This window comes from Microbacterium oxydans, assembly GCF_000956525.1.
GTDB classification, from domain to species: Bacteria; Actinomycetota; Actinomycetes; order Actinomycetales; family Microbacteriaceae; genus Microbacterium; species Microbacterium oxydans_A.
On sequence record NZ_JYIW01000017.1, the window covers coordinates 22,213 to 46,625 of the forward strand.

Genomic DNA, 24,413 nt, shown 5'->3' on the forward strand with positions numbered 1-24,413 from the left:
GCGGAAGCGTGTGGAACGGGCGGGTGCCGGTCGCGGATGACGGCGGCGCGACGCTGCGTGCAGCGATCCGTGACGCGTGCGAGTGGACATCCGCGGATGACGCGCGCACCGCGGTGATCGAGCTCGCGGACGGGGTGCATCGGATCGATCCCGCCGATGACGGGGACGCCGGTGCGGCGATCATCATCAGCGACGCCGCCCGGGTGACGCTCACCGGCCCGCGGGCGGAGCTGCTGTTCACCGACCCGCATCGCGAAGCCTTCACCATCCGGCGGTCTACCGATGTGGTGCTCGACGGCTTCGTCCTCGACTACGCGGCGCCGTCGTTCACACAGGGGCTGATCACGCACGTGGACCCCGCGGAATCGCGCTTCCGATTCGTCCCCGCGCGGGGCTATCCGGACTTCTCGGACCGCGTGCTGTTCGCGGGCACCGGGTACGGCACCCTGCGCGATCCGCGTACAGGCGGGCTCAAGCCCGACTCTCGCCAGACGTTCATGATCGAGTACGCCACCGAGCCCGATGAGGGCGGGGGCTTCCTGGTGACCGTCGAACCCAGCGATCGCGGCTGGATGTCGCACATCGAGGTGGGAGACGGTTTCGTCGTCGGCCACCGCGGCGACCGGCACGGCGTCCGGGTGCAGGAATCCGACAGAGTGACGGTGAGGTCGGTGACGATCCACGCGGCCCCCTGCGCCGCGATCCTCGCGCACGAATCGTCGGGCACCGTGCTGCAAGAGGTGACGGTCGCGCGCCGGCCGGGCTCGACACGCTGGATCAGCAGCAACGCCGACGCGGTGCACTGCCAGGGCGGTCGTCACGGTCCGCTGATCACGGGTTGCCGTTTCGAGGGCATGCACGACGACGGCGTCAATCTCTACGTGCACGCGCTGACCCTCTCCGGTCTGGCCGATCGCACGCTCGTGCTCGAGGGCGACGGACCCGTCCGGCAGGGCGACCTGCTGCAGCTGGTGGATGCCCCCACCGGAGCCGTGCTCGCCGAGGTCGAGGTCAGCGAACTCGTCGCATCCGAGCCGAGGCTCGTGATCGTCGACCGCGATCTCCCTTCATCGGTCGAGGTCGGGGCGGTCGTGTACAACCGGTCCAACGCCCTGCCCGGCTTCCGCATCGCCGGGACGCGCTTCCACGACTTCCGTGGCATCGGCGTGCGGCTGAAAGCCAGCGAAGGCGTCATCGAGGACTGCCGCTTCGAGAACCTCTCAGGATGCGGCCTCTGGATCGCCAACGACCCCGGGTGGTCGGAAGGACCGCTCGGGTCGCGAGACGTGGTGGTGGCCGGGAACACCTTCCGCGCGACGCCGTCCGACGTGTCGCTGCAGTCCTGGCCGCACTCCGCCGCGACCGTCATGATCGAGCTGTTCGACGGTTCCGACGGGCCGGCTCCCGGCCGCGCGCACGCCCGCATCGTGCTGCGCGACAACGACATGGAGCAGCGGGCATCCGCCGCGGTGTTCGTGGGCGGCGCCACCGACGTCTCGCTCGAGCAGACGCGAGTCGACCGGCGCGGCGACGCCTGGCTCGTGACGCGGGACAGCGCCGTCACCGTCTTCCCGCCCGATGAGCGATCCGAGCGCGGTGCTTAGACGAACGGAAGCTGCTGCTCGTCGGGGGCGCCCTTCGCACCCGACGAGTACCCGAGCACGAGCTCGCACGGCACGCGGCGCATGCTCTCGTCTGTTGGCTTCTCGTTGATCATGCGTACGAGCAGATCGGTTGCCGCGACTCCCACATCGACCAGGCGTGGGTCGACGGTGGTGAGGAATCGCGCCTCGGAGTCGGAGTACTTGACCCAGTTGTCGTGGCCGACGAGAGCGACGTCCTCCGGAACACGGATGCCTTTCCCCACCAGGTAGCGAGCGGCGCCGAGCGCGATGAGGTCGTTCCCGCACACGATGCCGTCGATGGTCGGATCCGCCTGATGCAGGCGTTCCGCCGCGCGGTAGCCCCACGCCCCCGACCAGTCGCCGAACTCGCGACGACTCTCGGCCACCGGCACGCCGGCGGCCTGCAAGACGGCATCGGCACCCTGCAGGCGGTTCCCGACCGCATCGGAGGCACGGTGGGCCGTGATGTAGGCGATGTTCTTCCGCCCCTGCGCGAGCAGGTGCTCGGCAGCCAAACGACCGGCCATGAGGTCATCGGGGACGACGACCTCATCGCTGTCGGTGTCGGTGATGCCGTGCGCGTACACGACCGGCACGTCGAAGTCCGCCGTGACGGAGCGCAGCGGGATCTCGTTGCCGTCGCCGACCACGATCACGCCGTCGACATGGCGGGCGCGCAGCTTCTTGATGTTCTCGGCCCTCGCCGCGCCTTCGCGACCGTCGTCGTACATCATGGCCGCGACGTCGTGGCGGCTGAGCTCGCTCGCGATACCGGCGATCACGGGCATCGAGAAGATACCCGTGGAGTTCTCGGTCAGAAGCCCCACCGTGAAGCTGCGCCCGAGGGCGAAGTACTGTGCCAGCGCGTTCGGGCGGAACTCGAGCCGCTGTGCTGCTTCGAGGATCGCCTCTCTCGTCTTCGGCGAGACGCGCCCACCGCCGTTGAGGACGCGGGAGACGATCGATGTCGACACCCCGGCCACGGCGGCCACATCTTTGAGGGTCACACCCTTCTTACCCATCTCGTTCCGTTCCCGTCATCCCTTGATCCCACCAGACATGCTGACACCTTTCAGGATCTGCCGCTGGAAGATGAGGAACACGGCGATCGGGATGAGCAGTCCGAGCAGCATCGCCGACATCTGCAGACTCAGGTCGGTCTTGCCGGCGATGCGCGCCAGAGCCACCGAGATCGGCTGCAGCTCGCTGCCCGGCAGCACCAGCATCGGCCACAGGAAGTCCTTCCACGAATTGAGGATCGTCAGCACGGCGATCACCCCGAGGATCGACTTCGAGAACGGCAGCACGATGATGAAGAACATGCGCAGCGGGCCCACACCGTCGACGCGGGCGGCTTCGATGATCTCGCGCGGGATCTCATCGAAGAAGCGCGTGACGATGAGCACGGTGAACGCGTTGGCTGCGGCCGGCAGCCAGACGGCCCAGTAGGTGTCGATCAGCGACACTCCCACGAGGGGCACGTCGACGACGGTCAGATACAGCGGCACGAGGGAGATCACGCCCGGGACGAACAATGTCACCAGGATCGCTCCGGAGAGGAACTTCGCCCACCGGGGGCGGAGGATGCTGATCACGTAGGCGAGCGATGCGGTGACGACGACCGTGGAGATGGTCGAGCCCAGGGCCATCACGGCGGTGTTGGCGAGGTAGCGACCGACCTGGATCTGCTCCCACGCGGCGGCGAGGTTGCCCCACTGGATGCCGCTGGGGAACCACGCGAACGGCTGTGAGATCGTGTCCTGCGTCGTGGAGAGTGCGGCTTTCGCGAGCCACAGGATCGGTCCGACCCCGGCGATGACGAGGAACGAGAAGAACGCGACCTGCAGCGTCGTCATCGTCGCCTTGACGCTCGGGCGGCGTCGGTCGGCATCCGAGATCGCGGAACGTTCCGGGGCCTCAGTCGCCCTGCGGCGCGCACGGCGCGGAGTGACGGTGATCAGGCGGGTGTCGGTCATGAGCGGCTCCACTTCCGGGTGGCGAGCAGGTACACGACCGAGACGATGGCGAGTGCGATCGCCAGCAGGAACGACAGCGCGGTCGCCGCGCCGTAGTCGCCGTACTGGAAGGCGTAGCTGTAGATGAGCATGAGCACCGTGACGGTCGCGTTGTCGGGGCCACCGCCGGTGAAGACATAGGGCTCCGTGAACACCTGGAGTGTGCCGATCAGCTGCAGCAGGACGAGCGCGAGGATCACGCCGCGCAGCTGGGGCAGGGTGACGTGCCAGATGCGTCGCCAGATGCCGCTGCCGTCGATCTCGGCCGCTTCGTAGAGCTCCGGTTTCACGGAGGTGATCGCGGCGAGGTAGATGATGGCGGTGCCGCCGGCGGTCGCCCAGATCACTTCGAGCACGATCGATGGCATCGCGCTCGCGCTCGCGTTGAGCCAGGGGAGCGGTCCGATGCCGACGGCGCCGAGGATCTGGTTGAAGAGTCCGTCGGCCGAGGGGTCGTAGAAGTACTTCCACAGCAGGATCGCGACGATCGGCGGGATGACGACGGGAAGGTACGCGAGCGTATTGAAGAGTGCCCGACTGCGACGCAGCTCGGCCATGTAGACCGCGAGGACCAGGGGCGCCGGGAATCCGAACAGCATGCCCAGCACGGCGAAGTAGACGGTGTTGCCGACCGCCTGTGGGAGCACGGGATCGGACAGGACGTACGTGAAGTTCGTGAGCCCCACCCAGGTCGCGTCGTCGATCAGGTTGGTGCGTTGGAACCCCATGATCGCGCCCGACACGATCGGGCCCCAGGAGAAGTAGGTGAAGGCGAGGATGCCGGGGATCGCGAACAGCACGGGGACCAACCCGCCGCGTCGGTACCAGCGCACGATCGACGGGCGTCGTCGGGGGACGGGCCGGGGGCTGCGGGCCTCGGTCTCGCGTGCGGGCGAGGTGTCCGGGGCCAGGGTGGCGCTCGAGGTGGGGGGCATGGCTGCTTCTCCGGTAGTGAGGTCGGCGGCGCTGCGGGGCGCCGCCGACCGGTGACTGCTATCGCGCGAGCTTGGTGTTCACAGCATCCTGGGCCGCCGTGAGCAGCGCTGCGATGTCCTGATTCGGTTCGTTGAGAACCTTCTGCAGCACGGTGTCCAGTTCGCCGTAGACCTGCTGGGGCTGGCTGGTCGGTTCCGGCACGAGCTCCTGCTCGTCCATCACGTCGCGGTATCCGCTGAACTGGTCGATCGGGACGTTGTAGTACTCGCTGACCCAGGAGTCGTACTCCTTGCGCACGGCGGGGTCGAGCGGCGACAGTCCGGGAACGCCGATCAGGCTGCCGGCGGCCACGTTCTTCTTGACGGTTTCCACCGCGACGTCCTTGTCCGTGTAGGCGCGGAAGTTGTTGAACTCGATCCAGCGGAGTCCGGCTTCGATCTCGGCCTGGGTCGCGCGGGGGTTGAACACCTCGACGGCGCCACCGAGCAGCGTGCGCTGGATGCCGTCCTGCTCCGGAATCGCCGTGAAGCCGTAGTCGTCGGGGTTCATGCCGAACTGCTGGACCGCAGCGGGGAAGTGCTGCGAGACGCTGAGGAACATGCCGACCTTGCCGGCGGCGAAGTCCTGGATCAGGTCGTTGAATCCGTAGAGGAACTTGCTTCCCATCGACTTGTCCTCCCAGCGCATGTCGCTCACGAGGTCGAGGTAGTCCACCATCCCCGGCTCGTCGAGCGTCGCCTCGGTGCCTTCCTCATTCGAGAGCGTGGCGCCGAAGCTGTAGGCGCCGGCCGTCGTCATCCAGCCGCCCACGTGCTCGATCGAATAGGTCGAGTAACCAGCGACTCCGGTCGCGTCGGAGATCTTGTTGGCATACTCGCGCACCTCGTCCCAGGTCTTCGGCCCCTGCTCGGGGTCGAGGCCGGCGGCCTCGAACAATGCGCGGTTGTAGGCGAGGCCGACCGAGTAGACATCGAGCGGCACTCCGTAGAGGCGGTCGTCGCCATCGGTGACGACCTGCATGACGGTCGGGTTGAGGGTGTCCGTGAAGCCGATCTTGTCCAGTGCATCCGTGATATCGGCGATCTGGCCGTTGCGCATCAGCGTGGCAGGTTCCGTGAAGGGCACGCCGAGCAGGGTCGGCATGGTGCCGCCGGCCACCATCGCCTGGAACCCGGTGGCATCCCACTTGCTCTCGCTGAGCTCGATGGTGATGTCGGGATTCTCCTTCTCGAACGCCTTGACCTGGTCTTCGACAAGGGCGCGGAGCTCCGGCTGATCTGCGCCGGGCACGTCGCCGATGCTGATCGTGACGGGGCCGGACTCCGCGGGCTCGGAGGCGGTTCCACATGAAGTGAGGGCAAGCCCCAGCACAGCCGTGCCGGCGAGGGCGGACACAAGAATGCGTCTGGATTTCATCGTTGAAGCTCCTGTCGGGTGCAACGGTTGATCAACCGGTTGTTCACTTACCATCGACCACGTCGGGTGCATCTGTCAAGTGACTACCAGGATAAGGGTAGGGATCGTCGACAATAGTTGCGCAACCGTTGACTCATGTGCTCCACTGTGAACGTCCCTCAATGAGGAGGAGAGAGAAATGGTCGAGTTCGATCGTCGCGCATTCATGATCGGTGCCGCCGGAGTCCTGGCCGGCGCGGCCGCTGGTGTCGCCGTGCCGTCGCTGGCATCAGCGGGAGTCCCGCCGGCATCCGGCACGCATCACATCTTCGCGGTGGATGACTACGGGGCATCGCCAGGAGGGGCATCCGACAGTGCTCCCGCGATTCGAGCAGCCATCGCCGCTGCGGCGTCATGGACTGGCGGCGGGTCGACCAGAACGGCATCCGTCGTCTTCTCCTCGGCCGTCTACCGGATCAATCGGGTCTCCACCGCATCTTGGTACGCGCTCGAGATCGACGGCGTGGCCCGCCTCGCGCTCTACGGATCGTCTACGACCCTGCTCGTGACGACGCCGTATGCGGGCGCACTCAGCATCGCCCGCTCCTCGACCGTTCGCGTGGAGGGCTTCACGATCGATTATGCGATCGTGCCGTTCACGCAGGGAACGATCACCGCCATCGACGCGGTGGCAGGAACCGTCGATCTGCAGTTGATGGGCGGATATCCGACGCTCGCCGACGCGGCGCTGTTCCCTGCGTCGAACTACGGCACGCTGCGCGACGCGACCACGGGGCTGATGAAGCGCGGGCCGCAGATCACGTTCTCGTACACGCATACCGGCACCGTGTTGCCCTCGGGGCGTTGGCGGCTCACGATCGCGCCGGATCATCGCCCGCAGATGGGCGCGATGACGCTCGGTGACGGCTTCGTCACCGGTTTCCGCGGCAATTGGCACGGCATCGCGATCTATCGCTGCACCGGCGTCACAGTCGCATCGGTCACGATGTACGCATCGCCCGGTGCCGCATTCATCCCGAGCGACTCCGACGGCACCGTCATCCGCGACTCCGTCGTGACGCGTAAGCCCGGGTCGAACCGATGGATCAGTGCGAACGCCGACGGGGTGCACAACCACGGCGGGAGGGTTGGTCCGCGCATCTTCGGCAACACCTTCGAGTCGCTGCACGACGATGGCATCAACATCTACAGCACCTCGCGTGCGGCGACGTCGGTGTCCGGGACGACAATCGTGCTCGGAAGTGGTGCCATGCAGCTCGCTCCGGGCGACGCGGTGCAGATCGTCAACACGGCCACGGGTACCGTGCGCGGTGAGACGACCGTCGTGGCGGTGACCGGCGACAGCCTGGCCGGCGGGCCGGTGAGCGCGTCTTTGGCCGCGATGCCGTCGGGCACGGTGGCGGGGGATCAGATGTTCAACCGGTCGTTCAGCGCTCCGGGCGCCGACGTGCAGTACAACGTCTTCCACGAATTGCGGGGTCTCGGCGTGCGGCTGCGCACGAGCAGTGCCTACGTGCACGCGAACGAGATGTTCGACCTCGCCTACTGGGGCATCTGGGTGGCCAACGACCCTCAGTACAACGAGGGACCGGTCGGGAGCGTGGATTCCGTCATCGAGCGCAACTCCATCGTCCGCCCCTGCCTCGACCGCAGCGTGCTGGGATGGCCGTCGGCCGCGGCCGGGATCATGATCGAGAACCTCCGCGACGACTACGAGGGCGGAGCGAGCAAGCCCCACCACGGTCACCTCGTGAAGGACAACTACATCGAGGATCCGCCCCGGTTCGGCATCTTCGTCGGGGGCGCCGAGAACATCACCGTCTCCGGCAACACCATCGCCTCGACGGCAGGGAACCCCCGCACCGGGGCGCCGACCGCCATGTTCGGCACGCGCAACTCGCACGCGGTCGCCCTGAGCGCGCTGACCGTGCACGAATACGCCGCGAGCCCTCGGGCCATCGTCTGGGGAGGAGCGGGGGTCACCGGCTTCACGCACACGTGAGGCCGGGCCCCCGCCGCGGCGTCAGGCGAGGACGCGCTGCCGCTGCTCGCCGAGGCCGGAGATCCCGAGACGGATCTCTTCACCCCCGCGCAGGAACTGGGCGGGGGTGAAGCCCATGCCCACGCCGGGCGGGGTGCCGGTGTTGATCAGGTCGCCGGGTTCCAGGGTGAGGAACTGGCTGAGGTACTTGACGATGAAGGCGGGGCTGAAGATCATCTGGGCCGTCGAGCTGTTCTGCTTGCGATCGCCGTCGACATCCAGCCACAGGCCGAGATCGAGCACGTCGCCGACCTCGTCCGGTGTCACCAGGTAGGGGCCGGCGGGGTTGAAGGTCGGGCAGGACTTGCCCTTGGACCACTGGCCGCCTCGTTCGATCTGGAAGGCGCGCTCGCTCACGTCGTTCACGGTGACGTAGCCCGCGATGCACGCCTCGGCCTCTTCCTCGCTCTCGAGGTAGCTGGCCCGGCGGCCGATCACGACGCCCAGCTCGACCTCCCAGTCGGTCTTGGTGGAGGTGCGCGGGATCTGCACGTCGTCGTTGGGGCCGATCAGCGTGTTCGGGGCCTTGGTGAACAGGATCGGCTCATCGGGCACCGGCTGGCCCGTCTCCTCGGCGTGGTCGCGGTAGTTGAGCCCGATGCACAGGATCTGGTGCGGGCGGGCGAACGGCGCGCCCAGGCGGAGCCCTTCGAGGGACTGCACAGCACCGGTGCCGACGCGCTCGGCGACGAGCGTGCGCACCTCGTCGATCCGATCGGAGGCGAGAAACGCGCCGTCGATGTCATCCACGACATCCGAGATGTCCACGAATCGTCCATCGCCGACCTCGACGCCGGGTCGCTCGAGTCCCGGGTCTCCCACTCTGATGAATCGCATGTTGGCGTGTGCCTCTCTTGTAAGCGCCGGGTCGCTATGAGCCGGTCGTCTGCAGTCGCGTGCGCACATCGTGTGCGTCGGCGATGGACCTGATCCGTTCGAGTCCCGCCACCAGCTCGGGCAGCGGTGTGCGGAACGACAGCGCACTCACCGAGAGGGCGCCGCTGGGTACGAGCGGGGAATCGAGGAAGACCGGGAGGGCGATGCAGTTCACCCCGAGCTCGTTCTCCTGGTCGTCGACCGCGTAGCCCTGCGCGCGCACCTCTTCGAGGGTCTGCACGAACAGTGCGGGATCGGTGATCGTCGTCTCGGTGCGGGGGCGGAGTTCGTGCGTGCGCGCCCAGGCGGCAGCCGCCCCCGGAGCATCGAGGCTCCATGCCAGCAGCACCTTGCCCACGCCGGTGCGATAGGCCGGGTTCCGTCCGCCGACCGTGGAGGTGAGCCGGACAGCGCCCTCTGCTGGATCGCGCTTGGCGCGGTAGACCACTTCGTCCTTATCGAGGACGGCGTAGTGGGTGCTCTCCCCGAACTCGGCGGTGAGCGCGTCGAGCAGGGGCTCCATGCGCGCGCTGTCGAGGCGACGGTCCTGGTGGAGGAAGGCGAGGCGGAGGAACTCGTCACCGAGCACGTAGCGACCGCGCTCGAGGCGGTTCGCCAATCCCACGCGTGTGAGCGAGGCCAATGCGCGGTGGACCGTCGGCTTCGTGGCCTCGACGCGCTTCGTCAGCTCATCCAGGCTCAGACCCTCCGGGGCCTTCGCGAGTTCCATCAGCACCGTCAGGACACGTTCCGCGCCGACGGGACCTTGATCTGTTTCTGTCATCGGACTCCCTGCTAATGTTCAATCTATCAGATTGGTATTCCATATTTTGGAACTATGGCGTTCCAACATCTCGAGACCATCTTGCTCCACTGCGGAGTGTGAGGTCTGGAGGGCGGACGCGGGGATGAGGATGAGATGCGCAAAGCTCTGGTGACCGGTGGGGCGAGCGGGCTCGGTGAAGCCTGCGCACACCGGCTGATAAGCGCCGGATATGCGGTGAGCACGATCGATCGCGCGGACGGAGCCGACGGGCAGGTCGACGTGACGCGGCGCGAGGAGGTGGACCGCTTCGTCACCGAGCACGGGCCGTTCGACGTGCTTGTGAACAGCGCCGGAGTGGTGGGACCGAACCTGGACTTCGTCGACGTGAGCGAAGCTGACTGGGATCGCACGATCGCGGTCAACCTGACCGGTACCTTCCACACTTGCCAAGCCGTGGTCCCCGGCATGGTGGCGCAGGGGTGGGGGCGCATCGTGAACATCGCGAGCATCGCCGGCATGGAGGGCAACCCGCGCCTCACCGCCTACTCCGCGTCGAAGGCGGCCGTCATCGGACTGACCAAGGCGCTGGGCAAGGAGCTCGCCACAACCGGAGTGCTCGTGAATGCGATCGCCCCCGCGGTGATCGAGACGCCGATGAACGCCACCACGCACCCCGATGTGCTCGCGACGCTCGTGGAGAAGATCCCGATGCGGCGGCTGGGGCGCGCCGTCGAGGTGGCCGAGCTTGTCGCTTGGCTCGCATCGGATGCCTGTAGCTTCTCGACAGGGGCGGTCTACGACATCAGCGGCGGTCGGGCGAGCTATTGATCCCGGTAGAGCAGGTCACCGAGGCGCTCTGCGCCCACGGCGAAGGGCCGGTCTGGGACACTCGCGACGATTCTCTCCGGTGGGTCGACATGATCGACGGTGCGGTCCTCCGACTCGACCCGGTTCATGACGCAGCCCCGAGCATCGTGCGCATCGGCCCCTGGGCGGCGGCTCTGCGACCGCGTGCGGGTGGCGGATGGGTGATCGCCGTCAAGGACGGTTTCGTTCTGGCAGACGCCGATCTCCGGCTGGAGCGCGAGATCCGCGCATTCGACGACTCGCGGCTGCGCATGAACGATGGCGCCTGCGCGACGGACGGCTCGTTCCTCTGCGGCACGGCGGGCCCCGGCGCGGTCGGATATCTGTTTCGACTCGATCCCTCGGGAGCGGTGAGTGTTCTGGCTGACGGAATCAGCATCTCCAATGGGCTCGTCGCCGATCCGCTGAGCGAAGCAATGTTCTACGTCGACACCGCCACCCGCCGCATCGATCGGCTACGCCTGGTGGGCGGAGTCCTGGCGGAGCGAGAGCCGTTCGCCGACCTCAGCACGAGTGAGGGCCTGCCCGACGGCATCGCTGCAGATGCTGACGGTGGCGTATGGGTCGCGATGTGGGGCGCAGGGGAGGTTATCCGGATCGGTCCCGACGGTCGGCAGGACGCGCGCATCGAGCTGCCCACCCCGCACGTCAGCGCTTGCGCGTTCGGCGGCGCTCAGCTCGAAGACCTGTACATCACGACCTCGCAGCAGGATCTTCCGAGACGTGATGCGAGCGCGGGAGCCCTATTCCGCGCGCAACCGGGGGTGCGCGGTGTCCCCACGCTTCCCTTCGAGGGCTGAGTTCGGTCTTTGCCTCCATGGAGCACCGATTGAGACGTTGTCGCTGAGGGGTTTCTTGGCGGCCCGGCCTCTACTGGACGTTGACCGGCCTGGCAGCGGGTCGACCTCGGAAGTCACCAGAAACGATCGTTTGCGGCCGGGTACCTGTGGTGGTGCTTGGGAAGCGTGACACGCCGAGCGTCGCCCCGCCGTAACCCCCTGCCGAAACCGTAGGGCACCGAAACGGGTGGTGTATGGGGTTCGGCGCACGTTCTGCCAACCACCATCCCGCCCGTATTCGGGTCCAGAGTTTGCCGCTTCGGCCGCCGTCGTGCATGAGTCCGCCTTGCAATCTGACTTTCCCCGCGATCCCAACTGGCTTCATCGCCAATCCGAGCTGAGGCGGCCCCAGCGCTTTGCTTTAGACCGGACTCAGTCCAGTCCAGCCGCGGGTAGTCCGATGGAAAGCGACTGGTCCGATCTCAAGACGCGAATCACATCCATGTCGGAATCGCGATGAAATCGGACTAAGTCCGATGTAAAGCGAACTTCCGATGCCCGTCGAGGCGACCTGACGCTCGCTCGCGAGTTTCCGTATCGGCGCGGTACTACTCGCTAAGCGGATTCCGTCGCGTAGTCGACTCGCCGCACGAACGGTTCGGCCCTCCCAGTCAGGGTGTACCAAATCGATACCTCGAGCAAACCCGTTGTCTCTGTCGGCCTCATCATCACCGGTGGGTTCGTCTCGAAGTGAATCGCCTCGTTCTTGTGCACTCTGGCGGGAAGCCGCACTGGCATCGAGTTCAGTTCTCGACCAGTCGCGACCACAAGTCCGACGTCGTCTGCGAACAACGTGTAGCTGCCGCCGTCCTCATGCATCTCGTCGAGTCTGTGCGCCATAGCTGTGGCGGTCTCGCATCGCCCGACTCGACGACCTGCTGGCTGAGCCGGCGGCCACCCACGACGACACCACTGACCCGCGTACTGAACAAGGAGACTGACAATGCCTGTCACCGAAGTCATCACCGACACCGACAACTTGACCATGACGGTCATCGCCGATTTCGCGGCGCCCGTCGACCGGGTGTGGAGCGCCTACAGCGACCCGCGCCAGCTCGAGCGCTTCTGGGGACCTCCCGGATGGCCGGCGACGTTCACCAGCTGGGACCACACGGTCGGCGGCCGTGCCGTCTACACGATGAACGGTCCGCGCGGCGAGCGCTCCTCCGGATCGTGGGAGTTCCTCTCGATCGACGAGCCGAGCGGGTTCGAGGTGCTCGACTCCTTCGTGGATGAGCAGGGCGAGCCGCTCGACGGCTTCCCCGCGCAGCGCATGACGTTCGCCTTCGAATCGACGGCCGACGGCACCCGCATGGTGACGACGAGCCACTTCCCGTCCGTCGAGGCCATCGAGCAGGTCGTGTCGATGGGCCAGGTCGAGGGCATCACGCTCGCGATGAGCCAGCTCGACGCCGTGCTGCAGGACCTCCGCGACTACGCGCAGGGCAAGGGCACGCAGGTCGAGCTGCTCGACGACGTGCACGTGCGCATCACTCGGCTGGTCGAGGGTCCCCGCGAACTGGTCTGGCGCGCCCACAATGAGCCAGAGCTCATGAAGCAGTGGCTGCTCGGCCCGGAGGGCTGGGAGATGACGGAGTGCGTCGTCGCCACCGAGGTCGGCCAGACGTACCGCACCTCGTGGGCGCCGGTGGGCGACACCGAGGGGCAGCCGTTCGGCTTCGAGGGAGAGGCGCTGCTGATCGATGCGCCCCGGCGTTCGGTGCAGACCGAGCGGATGACCGGGATGCCGGTCGAGACGCTGAACGACCTCAACCTGTACGAGGAGGACGGCGCGACCCTCATCACGCTGTACATCGAGTACCCCGACAAGGAGACGCGCGACATGATCCTCGCCACCGGCATGGCCGACGGCATGGAGTCCTCGTACGCCCGCCTCGAGCGCGAGCTGCTCACGGTCTGACCCGTCGGGCTCACGCGCTCACCGTTCACAATTCAGCAAGAATCGGTCGGTTCCCCTCGGAACCGGCCGATTCTGCGTGTGCGGACACCGTTCTTGCTGCATTGTGCACACCCTGCTGTCGGGCACCGGACGGCGCAGCGAGATACAGTGGCGGAACGATGAGGATCACTCGCCGCACTCTGCTTCTGGGCGCCGGCGCCGGGGCTGTCTCGGTGCTGCTCGCGTCGTGCACCCCCGAGCCGACGCCCGGACCTTCGCCCACGCCGACCCCGACGCGCACGCCGGATCACGGCGACGGCGTTCCCGTGCCTGCGGCGACCGTGCGCAGCACCTGGAGCACTGATCCCTTCGCCATGGGCGCTGCGAGCTTCACGCCGGTCGGCGTGATCGCCGGCACCCGCACGGCACTCGCGACCCCGGTGAGCGACCGGCTCTTCTTCGCGGGCGAGGCCACGGACGAGGAGGAGCCCGGCACGATGCGCGGCGCGATCCGCTCGGGCGAGCGCGTCGTCGACGAGATCCGCGACGCGGCCGATCGCGGCGAGCGGATCGCGGTGGTCGGTGCCGGGCTCGCCGGCGCGACGGCCGCCGCCCAGCTGGTCTCCGCCGGCATGGAGGTCACCGTCTTCGAGGGCCGCGACCGCGTCGGTGGCCGCGTGCACTCGGTCTCCGACGACTCCTGGCCGATGGCGGTGCAGCTCGGCGCCTGGCTGTTCGGTGACGCGGATGCCGACCTGCTCGACCGCCTCAGCGGCACCGACGTCGGCATCGTCGATCTCGCCGGTGCCCGGTGGCTCGCACCCGACGGCGACATCGACCCCGTCAGCGCGGAGCCGCTGCAGGCTGCGATCACCGCCGCGCAGGCCGCGCCGGAGGACTCCACGCTCGCCGATGCCCTGACCGCCGCCGGCGCCGACCCCGCCGACCCGGCCACCGCCGCCCTGCTCTCGTTCCTCGCCACGCATGCAGGCGCCGATGCCGATCAGCTCTCCAGCTGGTTCCCGCCGGCACTCGCGTTCGGCGACCAGAAGGGTGCACGAGACCCACTCGCGCCCTTCGTCGAGCAGGCCCTCGACGGCGTCAAGGTCGGACTGTCCTCGCCCGTCGCCGGACTCGCCTACGACGACACCGGCGTCAGCGTCCGGCTCGGAACCGGCGAGGCGCTGTCGTTCGACCGTGTCGTGCTGACCGTGCCGCTCGGCGTGCTGCAGCAGCGCGGCATCGACTTCGACCCACCGCTCCCGTTCGCCAACCGGGGTGCGATCACCGCGCTGGGCATGGGGGCGATCGAGACGATCTGGCTGCGATTCGACGAGCCCTTCGGCGAATCGGATGCCGCGCTCTGGCACACGGTCGGGGGCGATGCGCTGATCCGCACCTGGGTGAACCTGCGCCCGGCGACCGGCGAGAACGTGCTCGTGGGCATCGTCGGCGGCGCGGCTGCCGAGGAATTCGCCGAACTCGACGACGCGGATGCGGTCGAGGCCGCGCTCGCGTCGCTGGCGCCCTACGCCTGACCGGCGCCGACGCGGGATCGTTCAGGACTGTTCGCCGGTGCGGCAGCCGGTTCCGGCGCACGCTGCGGATGCCGCATCCGCTTCGGTTCCGGCATCCGACTGATCCCCACGAGCGCTGTCGCGACCACCGCGAACGTGGCCAGCGCGATGCCTGACGAGGTCAGGAACTCGACCGGGCCGCTCACCTGCCGCGGGTCGAGGAAGTAGTACGGGTACCAGCCGATGATCGGCCCTCGGACCATCGTGAACGCACCCCAGAGCAGGGGATAGGCGAGGGCCGCCGGGATCACGCGCCACGGCACGCGGCGGTGTCCGGGCGCGAGCGCCCAGGCGATCACGGTGCACGCGGGCAGCCAGAAGTGCAGCACCTGATCGGACCAGGGCACGTCGATGCGGATGCCGCGCAGGCCCGCCTGCCACACGAGCAGGGCGAACACGAGTCCGGCGGTGATCGTCCAGGTCAGCACCAGCGCGAGCGCGACGGTGAGCCAGCGCGGATCGCGGTCGCGCCGCAGCGCGATGACACCCGCGGCGACCAGCAACCCGACGAAGAGGATGTTCGATTGGTTGGTCAGATACGCGAAGAAGTTCTGGCTGGCGATCGTGTTCGATGCGAGTCCCCAGGCCAGGCGGTGGATCAGGGCGACGAGGCACAGTGCGGCCGCGCTGAGGCGGAGCAGGCCGAAGACGGTACGCGCCTTCACCGTCGCATCGCCGTCCATCCCATCAGCCGAGTCTACGGACGCCTGCTCGGCGTCGGCCTCAGCTTCGAGGGCACGGTCGAGGTCAGCGGCGTGCGTTGCGCGTCGACCACAGCGCGAGGGCGACGAGCACGGGCTGGAAGAACAGCCGGACGAAGCGTTTCATGTCGGTGTCGAGTCCGAAGCCGTCGCGGTGGTGCATCCACTGGGCGAGGTTGCCGGGGAACACCGCGACGAAGAACAGTGCGGCGATCGTGCCGACCGTGCGGCGTCGGCGCTTCGCGAAGAGCAGCGCGGACCCGAGGCCGATCTCGACGGCGCCCGATGCGAGCACGGTCACGTCGGGGTCGAGGGGCACCGACTCGGGCACCTGCGCCTGGAACTCGCGGCGGGCGAAGGTGAGGTGCGAGACGCCGGCGAAGACCAGGGCTGACCCCAGGAAGACGCGGCCGATCGTGCGTGCGGCAGAAGACATGGTGCGAGTGTACGCGCGCCGGGTATGCCGACCTGCAGGAGATCTCGCGGGGTGCAGGGCCGATCGTCGGCGTTTCGTCCTGCAGGTCGCGTTTCGTCCTGCAGGTCGCGCGGGGCGGGGTCAGATCAGGCGGCGGAGCGCCTCTTCGAGCGAGACGCCCTGGGCCTCAGCGAGATCCCGCAGACGTGCGAGCTCATCGCCGGAGAGGGCGAGCCGCAGTTCGACGCGCTCGTCGGATGCCGGGGAGTCGAGGCCGTCGAGCAGGTCGGACGGGTCGGCCCACAGCTGCGCGGGCCGGCTCGCCGGAGTCGGCTGCGGTGCGGATGCTGCCGGCGCAGGTGCGGGTGCGGATGCTGACGGGGCGGCCGCGGCGGCATCCGTCGCTCCCCGCGTGAATCCGGGTCCGCGTCGCGGCTCCTGCTTGTTCTTGTACGCGGTCGCGGCGGCGTTCGCGCGCTCGTCGGCGGCCTCGTTCAGGTCGTCGCCCGCGTGCCCCTTGACCCAGGAGAACTCGACGGTGCGTCCGCGCATGGCCTCGTCGATGCCCTCGAGCAGGTCGCGGTTGAGCACGGGGCCACCGTCGGACTTGCGCCAGCCGCGGCGCTTCCACCCCGGCATCCACTTCGTCACCGAGTCGATCACATAGCGGCTGTCGCACCAGATGTGCAGCTTGTCGTCCGACACCGCGGTGGCCTTGAGCAGCTCGAGCACGGCCTGCAGCTCACCCTGGTTGTTGGTGCCGTGCGGCGATCCGCCGGCAGCCCAGTTGTCGTCGTCGATGTACCAGGCCCAGCCGTTCGGGCCCGGGTTGCCCAGTGCTGAGCCGTCTGCGGCGGCGGTGATCGTCATCCCTCAACCGTAGCCGCGGCGGGGTGCCGCGCCTGACCCGCGTGCGCCCGCAGCCCCCGCGTTTCGCTCGGCCGGGTACGCGTCGCTCGGCCGAATCCGCGGCATCCGGCCGAGGGAAGCGCACATGGCCGAGCCGGACGCCCCGGGGCGACCCGCGTCAGTCCTCGAGTTCCTCGGGCTGGCGGTCCTCGACCGAGAATGCTGCAGGAGCCGGCGGCGCGACCGGGAAGACGACCGAGCTGATCGCGTCACCCGATCCGAGTCCCAGCGCGAGCGGGTCGACCACCGGTGCGGTGCTGAGCACCTCCGCCTCGGAGCGCTCGAGGGGTTCGGAGGGCAGCGTCCACTGGTTCTCTTCTTCTTCGGGTCGATGCTGGAACAGTCCCATGGGCTCCATTGTGACCCCGCGCTCGTCGGCTCGGGCGGGATTCACACGGGATTGATCGGATGCCGGGTCAGGCCGCCGGGCTCGACGCGTCGCGCACGGCCTGCACCAGGGCGAGCCACGGTCCGTCGAGCGCGGAGTCCGGCAGTTCGCGTTCGCGGCGCTCGGACGGGGTTCGCACGCGGATGCTCCACACGAAGCGGTCGGCGCCGGTCGCGGCATCCGTGTCGTCATCCCACGGGCAGCTCTCGATGAGCGTGATCCACTGATCGGCGGTTGCGGGCTCGGCCTCGACCCGCCAGCGACGACGGATGCCGGCGATACCGCCGGTGCGCACCACCGCGATGACGACGTCTGCGTCAGTCGGTGGAGGGGACTCGCTCATCGTCATAGACTCCCACGGTCGTCCACGCGCGTCGAGCGGCCCTTCCGGTCGCATCGTCGATCGCGGATGCCGCGGCCACCGTCGCGTCGGCGAACTCGGTGAACGTCGCGGTGCTCGAGAGCCCGCCGGTCAGGGCGCGGTACCAGACGGTTCCTGCGCCCTCCCAGGCGTTGCCGCCGAGGTCGATCGCGAACAGGGCGAACGCGCGGTTCGGGATGCCGGAGTTGATGTGCACGCCGCCGTTGTCTTCGGTCGTGCGGACGAAGTCGCTCATGTGGGCCGGCTGCGGATCCTTGCCGAGCTCGTCGTCGTCGTACGCCGTGCCAGGGGCGATCATCGAGCGCAGCGCAGCGCCCTGGACGGCCTCCGTGAAGATCTCGGCGCCGATCAGCCAGGTGGCCTGCGCGGCGGTCTGCCCCAGCAGGTACTGCTCGGTGAGTGCACCGAACACGTCGGCGATGGACTCGTTCAGTGCGCCCGGTTGTCCCTGGTACTCGAGGTTGGCGGTGTGCTGCACGACGCCGTGCGCGAGCTCGTGGCCGATCACCGTGGTCGACGCGGTGAAGTGCTGGAAGACCTCGCCGTCGCCGTCGCCGAAGACCATGCGCTCGCCGTCCCAGAAGGCGTTGTCGTAGTCGACCCCGTAGTGCACGGTGGCATCGAGTGGGGCGCCGGCATCGTCGAGCGAGTTGCGGCCGAACGCCGTGAGCAGCAGTTCGAACGTGGCGCCGAGCCCGTCGAACGCCTGGTTCGCGGCCTCGTCGGGGACCGGGACGTCGTCTTCGGTACGCACCACGACACCCGGCAGCGTCTGCGTGTTCGCCGCGTCGCTGATGGTGCGGTTCGGTGCATCGGAGAGCTGCGCCACGAGGTCGCCGTTCTCGTCGATCGAGAGGTCGAGGCGCGCCCGGAACGGTGGGCGGCCTGCGGTCAGGGTCTGCCTCGCGGCGGCCGCCGCCTTCGGGAACCGACCCGACTCGGCGAGACGCGCGAGCAGGTACGAGGGGACGACTCCGCGGTGTGCTCCGTATGCGCTGCTCATGGTGAGACCCTACGCCGGGGTGCCGACGTTCGGGCCAGCCGCGCGCAGGTCGCGAACCCGCCCTCGCATGCACACACGTTCACACCACCGAGTTGATTCTGAGAATCATTATCAATAAGGTGTGAAACCTATGAGCTCTCCCCGATCCCGCCTCCTTCCGGTCCACGCCGTCCTGCTCCTCGCCATGTTCGGCGTGACCGCCTGCGCATCAGATGCCCGCCCTGCCCCCGCAGCGGAGCCGACGACCGACGCCCACGACGTCGGCGCGGGCGATGCCGCCGAGGTCGCAGCCCCGGCGCGTGCCCTGGTGATCGCGGATGCCGATGGCGCCCTCACCCTGCTCGACCTCGCGACCGAGGAACGCACGGCCCTCGCCGAGGCGAGCGGCGGCGTCGAGCGCATCGACAGCGACGGCCGCCTGCTCTTCGTGGCGCACGACTCGGCCGTCGACGTGATCGACACCGCGCGCTGGACCGTGCCGCACGGCGACCACACACACTCCTTCCTGGGCGACGCCGGCCCGCTCGGCTCGATCGACGGCGACGGAGGCAGCGTGCGCGGCGGCGAGCAGTCCGCGACCGTGCAGTTCGAAGGCGAGGTGGTCGTGCTCCCGCACGACGACCTCTCGCTCGAGCACGCCGTTCGCCTCGACATCGCTGCGGACGGGCCGGTGCTCGCCTTCGCCGGGCACCTGCTCGTGCCGAGCGGTGGCGCGATCGAGGTGCACGACGGCTCCGGCGACCCGATCACCGGCGCCGCGGTGCCGTGCGCCGACGTCTCGGACGCCGACATCACCCGCGTCGGCGCGGTCTTCGCGTGTGCCGATGGAGCAGTGCTGTTCACCCGCGAGGTCGGCGGCGTGGTCGCGGGTGAGGCCATCCCCGCCCCGCCCGGTGCGCCGATGGCCGCCGACCTCGCCGGTCGGACCGGCCGCCCCGACCTCGCCGGAGTGGCGGGGGAGCAGGGCGCCTGGCTGCTCGACGTGCGGCAGCGAACCTGGACGCTCCTCGCCTCAGAGGTGCCGCTGCGTCGCGCGGTCGCACTCGGAGACGACGAGAGTCGCACCATCGCGGTGGATGCCGAGGGGCGCGCCCTGATCCTCGGGCGGGACGGCGCGGTACTCGCCCGCACCGAGCCGCTCGTCGCAGCATCCATCGCCGACCCGGCATCCCTCGACCGCCTGCAGCTGATCGTCGACGCGCAGTCTGCGTACCTCAGCGACCCCGCCGCCGGAGCCGTGTACGAACTCGACCACACCGACGACCTCCGGCTCACCCGCACCTTCACCGACCTCGACCCCTGGTTCGTGCAGCAGGTCGGCTGACCTCCACCTCGACGGAGCATCCGTCGCGCGCATCCGCGCACCCTCACCCCTGAAGAGAGAGAACCCCATGAAGAAACCTGCACGCACCCGCCTCGCGGTCGGCGCCATCGGCGCAGTCGCCGCGTTCGCGCTCGTCGGCTGCGCGAGCGCCGCGCCACCGGCATCCGACCCCTCCGACGCCACGGCCGATCACGCAGCGCACGAGGGAGACACCCGCGTCGCGATCAGCTACGACGGCGGCGTGCTCGTGCTCGACGGCGAGACGCTCGACGAGATCGACCAGGTGGAGCTCGACGGCTTCCTGCGCGTGAACAGCGCCGGCGACCACGACGGCCACGTGTTCGTCACTGCGGCCGACGGCTTCCATCTGCTCGACACCGGACTCGCGAGCGACACGGTCGAGTTCACCGGCGAGGTGTTCGAGGCCACGGCCGCCGGCCACGTCACCCCGCACGAGGGACGCACCGCGCTGTTCGACGACGACACCGGTGACGTGCGGGTGTTCGACACGGATGCGGTCGGCACCGGCGAGCTGCCCGAGTACGACACGATCACCTCGGAGGCCGCGCACCACGGTGTCGCGATCGAGCTGTCCGACGGCACCACGCTGTCGACGATCGGCACCTCGGATGCCCGCACCGGCGTTCGGCTGCTCGATGCGGCAGGTGCCGAGATCGCCCGCAACGAGCAGTGCCCGAGCGTGCACGGCGAAGGCGCGCTGCGGGGCGAGGTCGTGATGTTCGGCTGCGAGGACGGCGTGCTGCTGTTCGCAGACGGCGTGTTCACGAAGCTCGCCGCGCCCGACGCCTACGGCCGCTCCGGCAACGCCTACGTCAGCGAGACGAGCGCCATCGCGGTCGCCGACTACAACGCCGACCCCGACGCCGAGGGCTACCTGCTGTCGCAGCTCGCCCTGATCGACACGGATGCGCAGACCCTGTCGGTCGTCGACCTGCCAGAGGGAGTCGAATACACCTGGCGCGGCGTCGGCCGCGACGCGCACGACGACATCATCGTGCTCGGGTCGGACGGCACGCTGAACGTGCTCGACGAGACGGGCGCAGTGCAGGAGTCCTGGAACGTGATCGAGCCCTGGGAGAGCCCGAGCGAGTGGCAGCAGCCGCACCCCGGACTGCGGGTCGTGGGTGATCTCGCGTACGTGACCGAGCCGGCGAGCAACCGCATCCTCGCGGTCGACCTGCACTCCGGCGAGGTGGTCGCCGACACGACCCTCGACGTCGTGCCGAACGAGTTCGTGGTGGTCAGCGGCGCCGGGCACTGAGGCTGCAGGGCCTCGGAGATCTGCATCATCTCGGATGCCGGTGCGCCACAGCATCCTGAATCCCGCAGATCTCCGAGGTGCCGCCACTCAGTCCGGAGTGATCGACAGCACCGTGGTCCGCATGCCGTCCGACTCGTACTGCACCGGCATCCCCGGATGCGCGATCGAGAACCAGAACACCCCGTCCTCGGTCTCATACCGCCGGCACGTCAGCTCGCCGAGCGGCGACGACAGCGAGACCGTCGACACGCTCGTCGTCGCGGCATCGAATGCGGCGTGACCTTGCAGCTCCGCCCAGGTCACCCGGTGCGACACGACCTCCTTCGGATCGGCGGCGGCCCAGCGGTCGAGCGTCGCACCATCGGCATCCGTCTCCCTGTAGTGGTTGACATGCTCGCCGAGCGGGCCGTCCGGTCCCTCGAGGAGCAGCCGGATCGTCGTGCCGCGGCCGGTGCTGTCGCGGATCTCATCGGCGGTGAACGGCGTCGGCAGGAGTCCTGGGCCGAGCAGGTGCGGGTCGGGAGTGGTCATGAGGACAGTCTGCGCGCCCGCGGGCCGGAGGGACAGGTCTGCAGCAGCTCGTCGAGGATGCATCGACGCGCACCGAACCCCCAGGACACTCGCGTAAAATCAGGACAATGACCGACGCACCTGGACCCTTCGACGAGCTCAGGGACCCAGGAAACGGCACCGGGGACCCGCGAGGCGAGTCCCCGGATCCGGGACCCGGCGTCGACCCCGAAGACCTCGCGACCACCCTGCGCGTGCTGTCGGAGCTGCACCGGATCGACAACGAGCATCCGGACTTCGTCGCCGTCCGCCACGCGACCGCCGCGATGTTCAAGGCCGTGAAGCGCGTGCGGCGCAAGGAGATCCGCGATGCGATCGCCGAGGCCGACAAGGCCGTCGTCGCCCGCACCGCCACCGGCGCACCCGACCGCATCGACGACGAGACCCGCGGCCATGACCTCGCGACCAGCGTGGTCGACGCCCCGATCGCCGGCGAGCTGTTGAAGCCACGCAACTGCTACATCTGCAAGCAGCCCTACACGCAGGTCGACGCGTTCTACCACCAGCTCTGCCCCGACTGCGCCCGCTTCAGCCACGGCAAGCGCAACGCCCGCACCGACCTCACCGGCAAGCGCGCGCTGCTCACCGGCGGCCGCGCGAAGATCGGCATGCACATCGCGCTGCGACTGCTGCGCGATGGGGCGCACACCACGATCACGACGCGCTTCCCTCGGGATGCGGTCCGCCGCTTCTCGGCGCTGCCCGACTCGGCCGACTGGCTGCACCGGCTCCGAGTCGTCGGCATCGACCTGCGCGACCCCGCCCAGGTGATCGGTCTGGCCGACTCGGTCGCAGCACAGGGGCCGCTCGACATCCTGATCAACAACGCGGCGCAGACCGTTCGGCGCTCGCCCGGCTCGTATTCGCTGCTGGCGGATGCCGAGCTCCAGCCGCTCCCCGACGGTCCGTTGCCCGAGATGGAGACCTTCGGGCACACCGTCGACCCGCATCCGCAGGCGCTGCAGGCTTCGGTCGACTCGCATCCGCTGCTGTCGGTCGCAGCCCTCGGCGGCACGGTCGCCGAGCAGGGCGGCCAGGCGCTCACCGCCGAAGACCTCGCACGCCTCGCGATGGCGCCAGGGTCGTCGTCGCTCGAGAAGCACGCCGACGGCACCGCGATCGACGCCGGCGGTCTGGTCCCCGACGTGAACCGCACGAACAGCTGGGTGCAGTCGATCGATCAGGTCGACCCGCTCGAGATGCTCGAGGTGCAGCTGGCGAACACGACGGCGCCGTTCCTGCTGATCAGCCGCCTGCGCGCATCGATGGCGGCATCCGATTCCCGCCGCAAGTACGTCGTGAACGTGTCCGCCATGGAGGGGCAGTTCTCGCGCCGCTACAAGGGGCCGGGGCATCCGCACACGAACATGGCGAAGGCCGCGCTGAACATGCTCACCCGGACGAGTGCCGGCGAGATGCTCGAGACCGACGGCATCCTGATGACCGCCGTCGACACCGGCTGGATCACCGACGAGCGCCCGCACTACACGAAGGTACGCCTGGCCGAGGAGGGCTTCCACGCCCCGCTCGACCTGGTCGACGGTGCCGCCCGCGTGTACGACCCGATCGTGCGCGGCGAAGCCGGCGACGACATCCACGGCGTGTTCCTGAAGGACTACGAACCCAGCCCCTGGTGAGTCACGGGCGAGTTGCAGGAAGATTCGCCGGGTGCAGGACGATGTGACGGCGATTCGTCCTGCAGGTCGCACATCTCCCTGCAGGTCGCGCGCCACGACCAGACGTGTCAGGCGATCGGATGCCGCCGCGCCACCCGCAGGATGATGCCGATGATCACGAGCGTGAGCCCGAGGATGCCGACGAACGCAGCGCCGGCGATGTCGAAGAGACCCTGGGTCGGACCGACCGTGAACTGCGCGTCGTCGACCGGTCCGTCGCAGGTGAGGGTCGTCGTGCCGAGGCTCGTGCTGACGAAGCTGCCCTGCGCGTCCCACGCCCTCGGCACGAGCAGGCCCTGCTGCATCATGTCGGGACGGAGCCGCAGTTCGCTGCCGTCGGCGAGCGTGCCGGTGCAGTCGATGTCGCCCCACTGGTTCGAGGGCGTGACGTAGATCGCGTGGTCGCCGGCCGCGAGCTCCACCTGCATGGTGTCGCCGAAATCGACGGGAGGGGCGAGCCGGAACCCGGGGCTGAAGGCGAGGAACGCCGACGTCGCGAGCGCGAGGATGCCGATCACCAGGAGGATCCACCAGGCGCGCCGCGGGCGCAGTTCGCTCATCGAGTCGGCCGTTCCAGGTTGAGGGACGCCCAGGCGCCGAGCTGGTCGAGGATCGGCAGCAGGCCGCGGCCGCTCTCGGTGAGCGCGTAGGAGACCGTGACGGGCGGACCGGCGTCGACCGTGCGGGCGACGAGTCCGGCATCCGCGAGTTCGGCGAGCCGATCCGAGAGCACGGTGTCGCTGATGCCTGCGACCGCGCGGCGCAGTGCCACGAAGGTCGAGGGGTCACCGCCCAGCGATGACACGATCATCCCGTTCCAGCGTTTGCCGAGCACGCTGAACGCCAGCGTGACGGCCGCGTCGCACTGGTGCAGTTCGTGCTCCACCTCGGGCATGCGTCCATCA

General features: G+C 68.8%; 24 protein-coding genes. 9 read left to right on the forward strand and 15 right to left on the reverse strand.

Translation table 11 applies throughout. From position 1 onward, the window contains the following. Positions 1-8: 8 nt before the first annotated feature. Complete coding sequence (locus RS83_RS02570; RefSeq protein WP_156153088.1) at positions 9-1,604, forward strand: right-handed parallel beta-helix repeat-containing protein; 1,596 nt, start codon at positions 9-11, stop codon at positions 1,602-1,604. Here the strand turns inward: RS83_RS02570 and RS83_RS02575 are convergent. From RS83_RS02575 to RS83_RS02590, 4 genes are read right to left on the reverse strand one after another with little or no spacing between them, the layout of a single operon-like run. Continuing rightward, positions 1,601-2,647, reverse strand: coding sequence for a LacI family DNA-binding transcriptional regulator (locus RS83_RS02575; RefSeq protein WP_045277954.1), 1,047 nt, complete (start codon positions 2,645-2,647; stop codon positions 1,601-1,603). The two genes, RS83_RS02570 and RS83_RS02575, sit on opposite strands and share 4 nt — an antisense overlap. Before the next feature lie 15 nt (positions 2,648-2,662). After that, on the reverse strand, positions 2,663-3,601 hold the full coding sequence (locus RS83_RS02580; RefSeq protein ID WP_045277955.1) for a carbohydrate ABC transporter permease: 939 nt from the start codon (positions 3,599-3,601) through the stop codon (positions 2,663-2,665). Continuing rightward, positions 3,598-4,575 carry a carbohydrate ABC transporter permease gene (locus tag RS83_RS02585; protein WP_045277956.1) on the reverse strand — a complete coding sequence of 326 codons (978 nt, stop codon included), beginning with the start codon at positions 4,573-4,575 and terminating at the stop codon, positions 3,598-3,600. The genes RS83_RS02580 and RS83_RS02585 overlap by 4 nt, the downstream gene beginning before the upstream one ends. A 58-nt stretch (positions 4,576-4,633) precedes the next feature. Next, positions 4,634-5,992 carry an ABC transporter substrate-binding protein gene (locus RS83_RS02590; RefSeq protein WP_045277957.1) on the reverse strand — a complete coding sequence of 453 codons (1,359 nt, stop codon included), beginning with the start codon at positions 5,990-5,992 and terminating at the stop codon, positions 4,634-4,636. Positions 5,993-6,170: 178 nt separating this feature from the next. Between RS83_RS02590 and RS83_RS02595 the strand changes: the two genes are divergently transcribed. Further along, positions 6,171-7,994, forward strand: a complete 1,824-nt coding sequence (locus RS83_RS02595; RefSeq protein ID WP_045277958.1) for a hypothetical protein — start codon at positions 6,171-6,173, stop codon at positions 7,992-7,994. Between the two features lie 21 nt (positions 7,995-8,015). Here RS83_RS02595 and RS83_RS02600 read toward each other — a convergent pair whose 3' ends face one another. Together RS83_RS02600 and RS83_RS02605 are read right to left on the reverse strand one after the other, a co-directional pair. Continuing rightward, positions 8,016-8,870, reverse strand: coding sequence for a fumarylacetoacetate hydrolase family protein (locus RS83_RS02600; protein WP_045277959.1), 855 nt, complete (start codon positions 8,868-8,870; stop codon positions 8,016-8,018). Positions 8,871-8,904: 34 nt separating this feature from the next. Further along, complete coding sequence (locus RS83_RS02605) at positions 8,905-9,693, reverse strand: IclR family transcriptional regulator (RefSeq protein ID WP_045277960.1); 789 nt, start codon at positions 9,691-9,693, stop codon at positions 8,905-8,907. A gap of 135 nt (positions 9,694-9,828) precedes the next feature. On the opposite strand from RS83_RS02605, the gene RS83_RS02610 reads away from it, so the two are divergent. The 4 genes from RS83_RS02610 to RS83_RS02630 all read left to right on the forward strand — a co-directional run bounded on the left by RS83_RS02610 (position 9,829) and on the right by RS83_RS02630 (position 14,819). Next, a complete protein-coding gene (locus RS83_RS02610; protein ID WP_045277961.1) occupies positions 9,829-10,503 on the forward strand; it encodes an SDR family oxidoreductase in 675 nt (224 codons plus the stop codon). Continuing rightward, positions 10,500-11,342 carry an SMP-30/gluconolactonase/LRE family protein gene (locus RS83_RS02615; protein WP_082071485.1) on the forward strand — a complete coding sequence of 281 codons (843 nt, stop codon included), beginning with the start codon at positions 10,500-10,502 and terminating at the stop codon, positions 11,340-11,342. Before RS83_RS02610 ends, RS83_RS02615 begins: the two co-directional genes overlap by 4 nt. Before the next feature lie 982 nt (positions 11,343-12,324). Next, on the forward strand, positions 12,325-13,302 hold the full coding sequence (locus RS83_RS02625; protein ID WP_045277963.1) for an SRPBCC family protein: 978 nt from the start codon (positions 12,325-12,327) through the stop codon (positions 13,300-13,302). Positions 13,303-13,460: 158 nt separating this feature from the next. Then, positions 13,461-14,819 carry a flavin monoamine oxidase family protein gene (locus RS83_RS02630; RefSeq protein ID WP_045277964.1) on the forward strand — a complete coding sequence of 453 codons (1,359 nt, stop codon included), beginning with the start codon at positions 13,461-13,463 and terminating at the stop codon, positions 14,817-14,819. On the opposite strand, the gene RS83_RS02635 is transcribed toward RS83_RS02630, so the two are convergent. The 6 genes from RS83_RS02635 to RS83_RS02660 form a co-directional block, all read right to left on the reverse strand. Further along, positions 14,810-15,541 carry a Pr6Pr family membrane protein gene (locus RS83_RS02635; RefSeq protein WP_045277965.1) on the reverse strand — a complete coding sequence of 244 codons (732 nt, stop codon included), beginning with the start codon at positions 15,539-15,541 and terminating at the stop codon, positions 14,810-14,812. The genes RS83_RS02630 and RS83_RS02635 overlap by 10 nt on opposite strands. A gap of 64 nt (positions 15,542-15,605) precedes the next feature. Further along, a complete protein-coding gene (locus tag RS83_RS02640; RefSeq protein WP_045277966.1) occupies positions 15,606-15,995 on the reverse strand; it encodes a DoxX family membrane protein in 390 nt (129 codons plus the stop codon). 120 nt (positions 15,996-16,115) lie between these two features. Then, entirely contained in the window at positions 16,116-16,844 is a 729-nt protein-coding gene (locus RS83_RS02645) for a ribonuclease H family protein (RefSeq protein WP_045277967.1), read from the reverse strand. Between the two features lie 157 nt (positions 16,845-17,001). Beyond that, positions 17,002-17,232 carry a hypothetical protein gene (locus tag RS83_RS02650; RefSeq protein ID WP_045277968.1) on the reverse strand — a complete coding sequence of 77 codons (231 nt, stop codon included), beginning with the start codon at positions 17,230-17,232 and terminating at the stop codon, positions 17,002-17,004. A gap of 67 nt (positions 17,233-17,299) precedes the next feature. Further along, on the reverse strand, positions 17,300-17,614 hold the full coding sequence (locus RS83_RS02655) for a protealysin inhibitor emfourin (RefSeq protein ID WP_045278035.1): 315 nt from the start codon (positions 17,612-17,614) through the stop codon (positions 17,300-17,302). After that, positions 17,589-18,656 (reverse strand): M4 family metallopeptidase, encoded by a 1,068-nt coding sequence (locus tag RS83_RS02660; RefSeq protein ID WP_045277969.1) that lies wholly within the window; start codon positions 18,654-18,656, stop codon positions 17,589-17,591. The genes RS83_RS02655 and RS83_RS02660 overlap by 26 nt, the downstream gene beginning before the upstream one ends. Positions 18,657-18,786: 130 nt before the next feature. Here RS83_RS02660 and RS83_RS02665 point away from each other — a divergent pair, with 130 nt between their 5' ends. Next, entirely contained in the window at positions 18,787-19,980 is a 1,194-nt protein-coding gene (locus tag RS83_RS02665; RefSeq protein ID WP_052678768.1) for a hypothetical protein, read from the forward strand. A gap of 67 nt (positions 19,981-20,047) precedes the next feature. After that, positions 20,048-21,262 (forward strand): hypothetical protein, encoded by a 1,215-nt coding sequence (locus RS83_RS02670; protein WP_045277970.1) that lies wholly within the window; start codon positions 20,048-20,050, stop codon positions 21,260-21,262. A gap of 87 nt (positions 21,263-21,349) precedes the next feature. Here the strand turns inward: RS83_RS02670 and RS83_RS02675 are convergent, their stop codons facing one another. Further along, a complete protein-coding gene (locus RS83_RS02675) occupies positions 21,350-21,793 on the reverse strand; it encodes a hypothetical protein (protein ID WP_045277971.1) in 444 nt (147 codons plus the stop codon). 107 nt (positions 21,794-21,900) lie between these two features. Here RS83_RS02675 and RS83_RS02680 point away from each other — a divergent pair, with 107 nt between their 5' ends. Further along, a complete protein-coding gene (locus RS83_RS02680; protein WP_231587709.1) occupies positions 21,901-23,469 on the forward strand; it encodes an SDR family NAD(P)-dependent oxidoreductase in 1,569 nt (522 codons plus the stop codon). Positions 23,470-23,576: 107 nt separating this feature from the next. Here the strand turns inward: RS83_RS02680 and RS83_RS02685 are convergent, their stop codons facing one another. Continuing rightward, positions 23,577-24,068, reverse strand: coding sequence for a hypothetical protein (locus RS83_RS02685; protein WP_045277972.1), 492 nt, complete (start codon positions 24,066-24,068; stop codon positions 23,577-23,579). Beyond that, positions 24,065-24,403, reverse strand: a complete 339-nt coding sequence (locus RS83_RS02690; protein WP_045277973.1) for a winged helix-turn-helix transcriptional regulator — start codon at positions 24,401-24,403, stop codon at positions 24,065-24,067. Before RS83_RS02690 ends, RS83_RS02685 begins: the two co-directional genes overlap by 4 nt. Positions 24,404-24,413 lie beyond the last annotated feature (10 nt).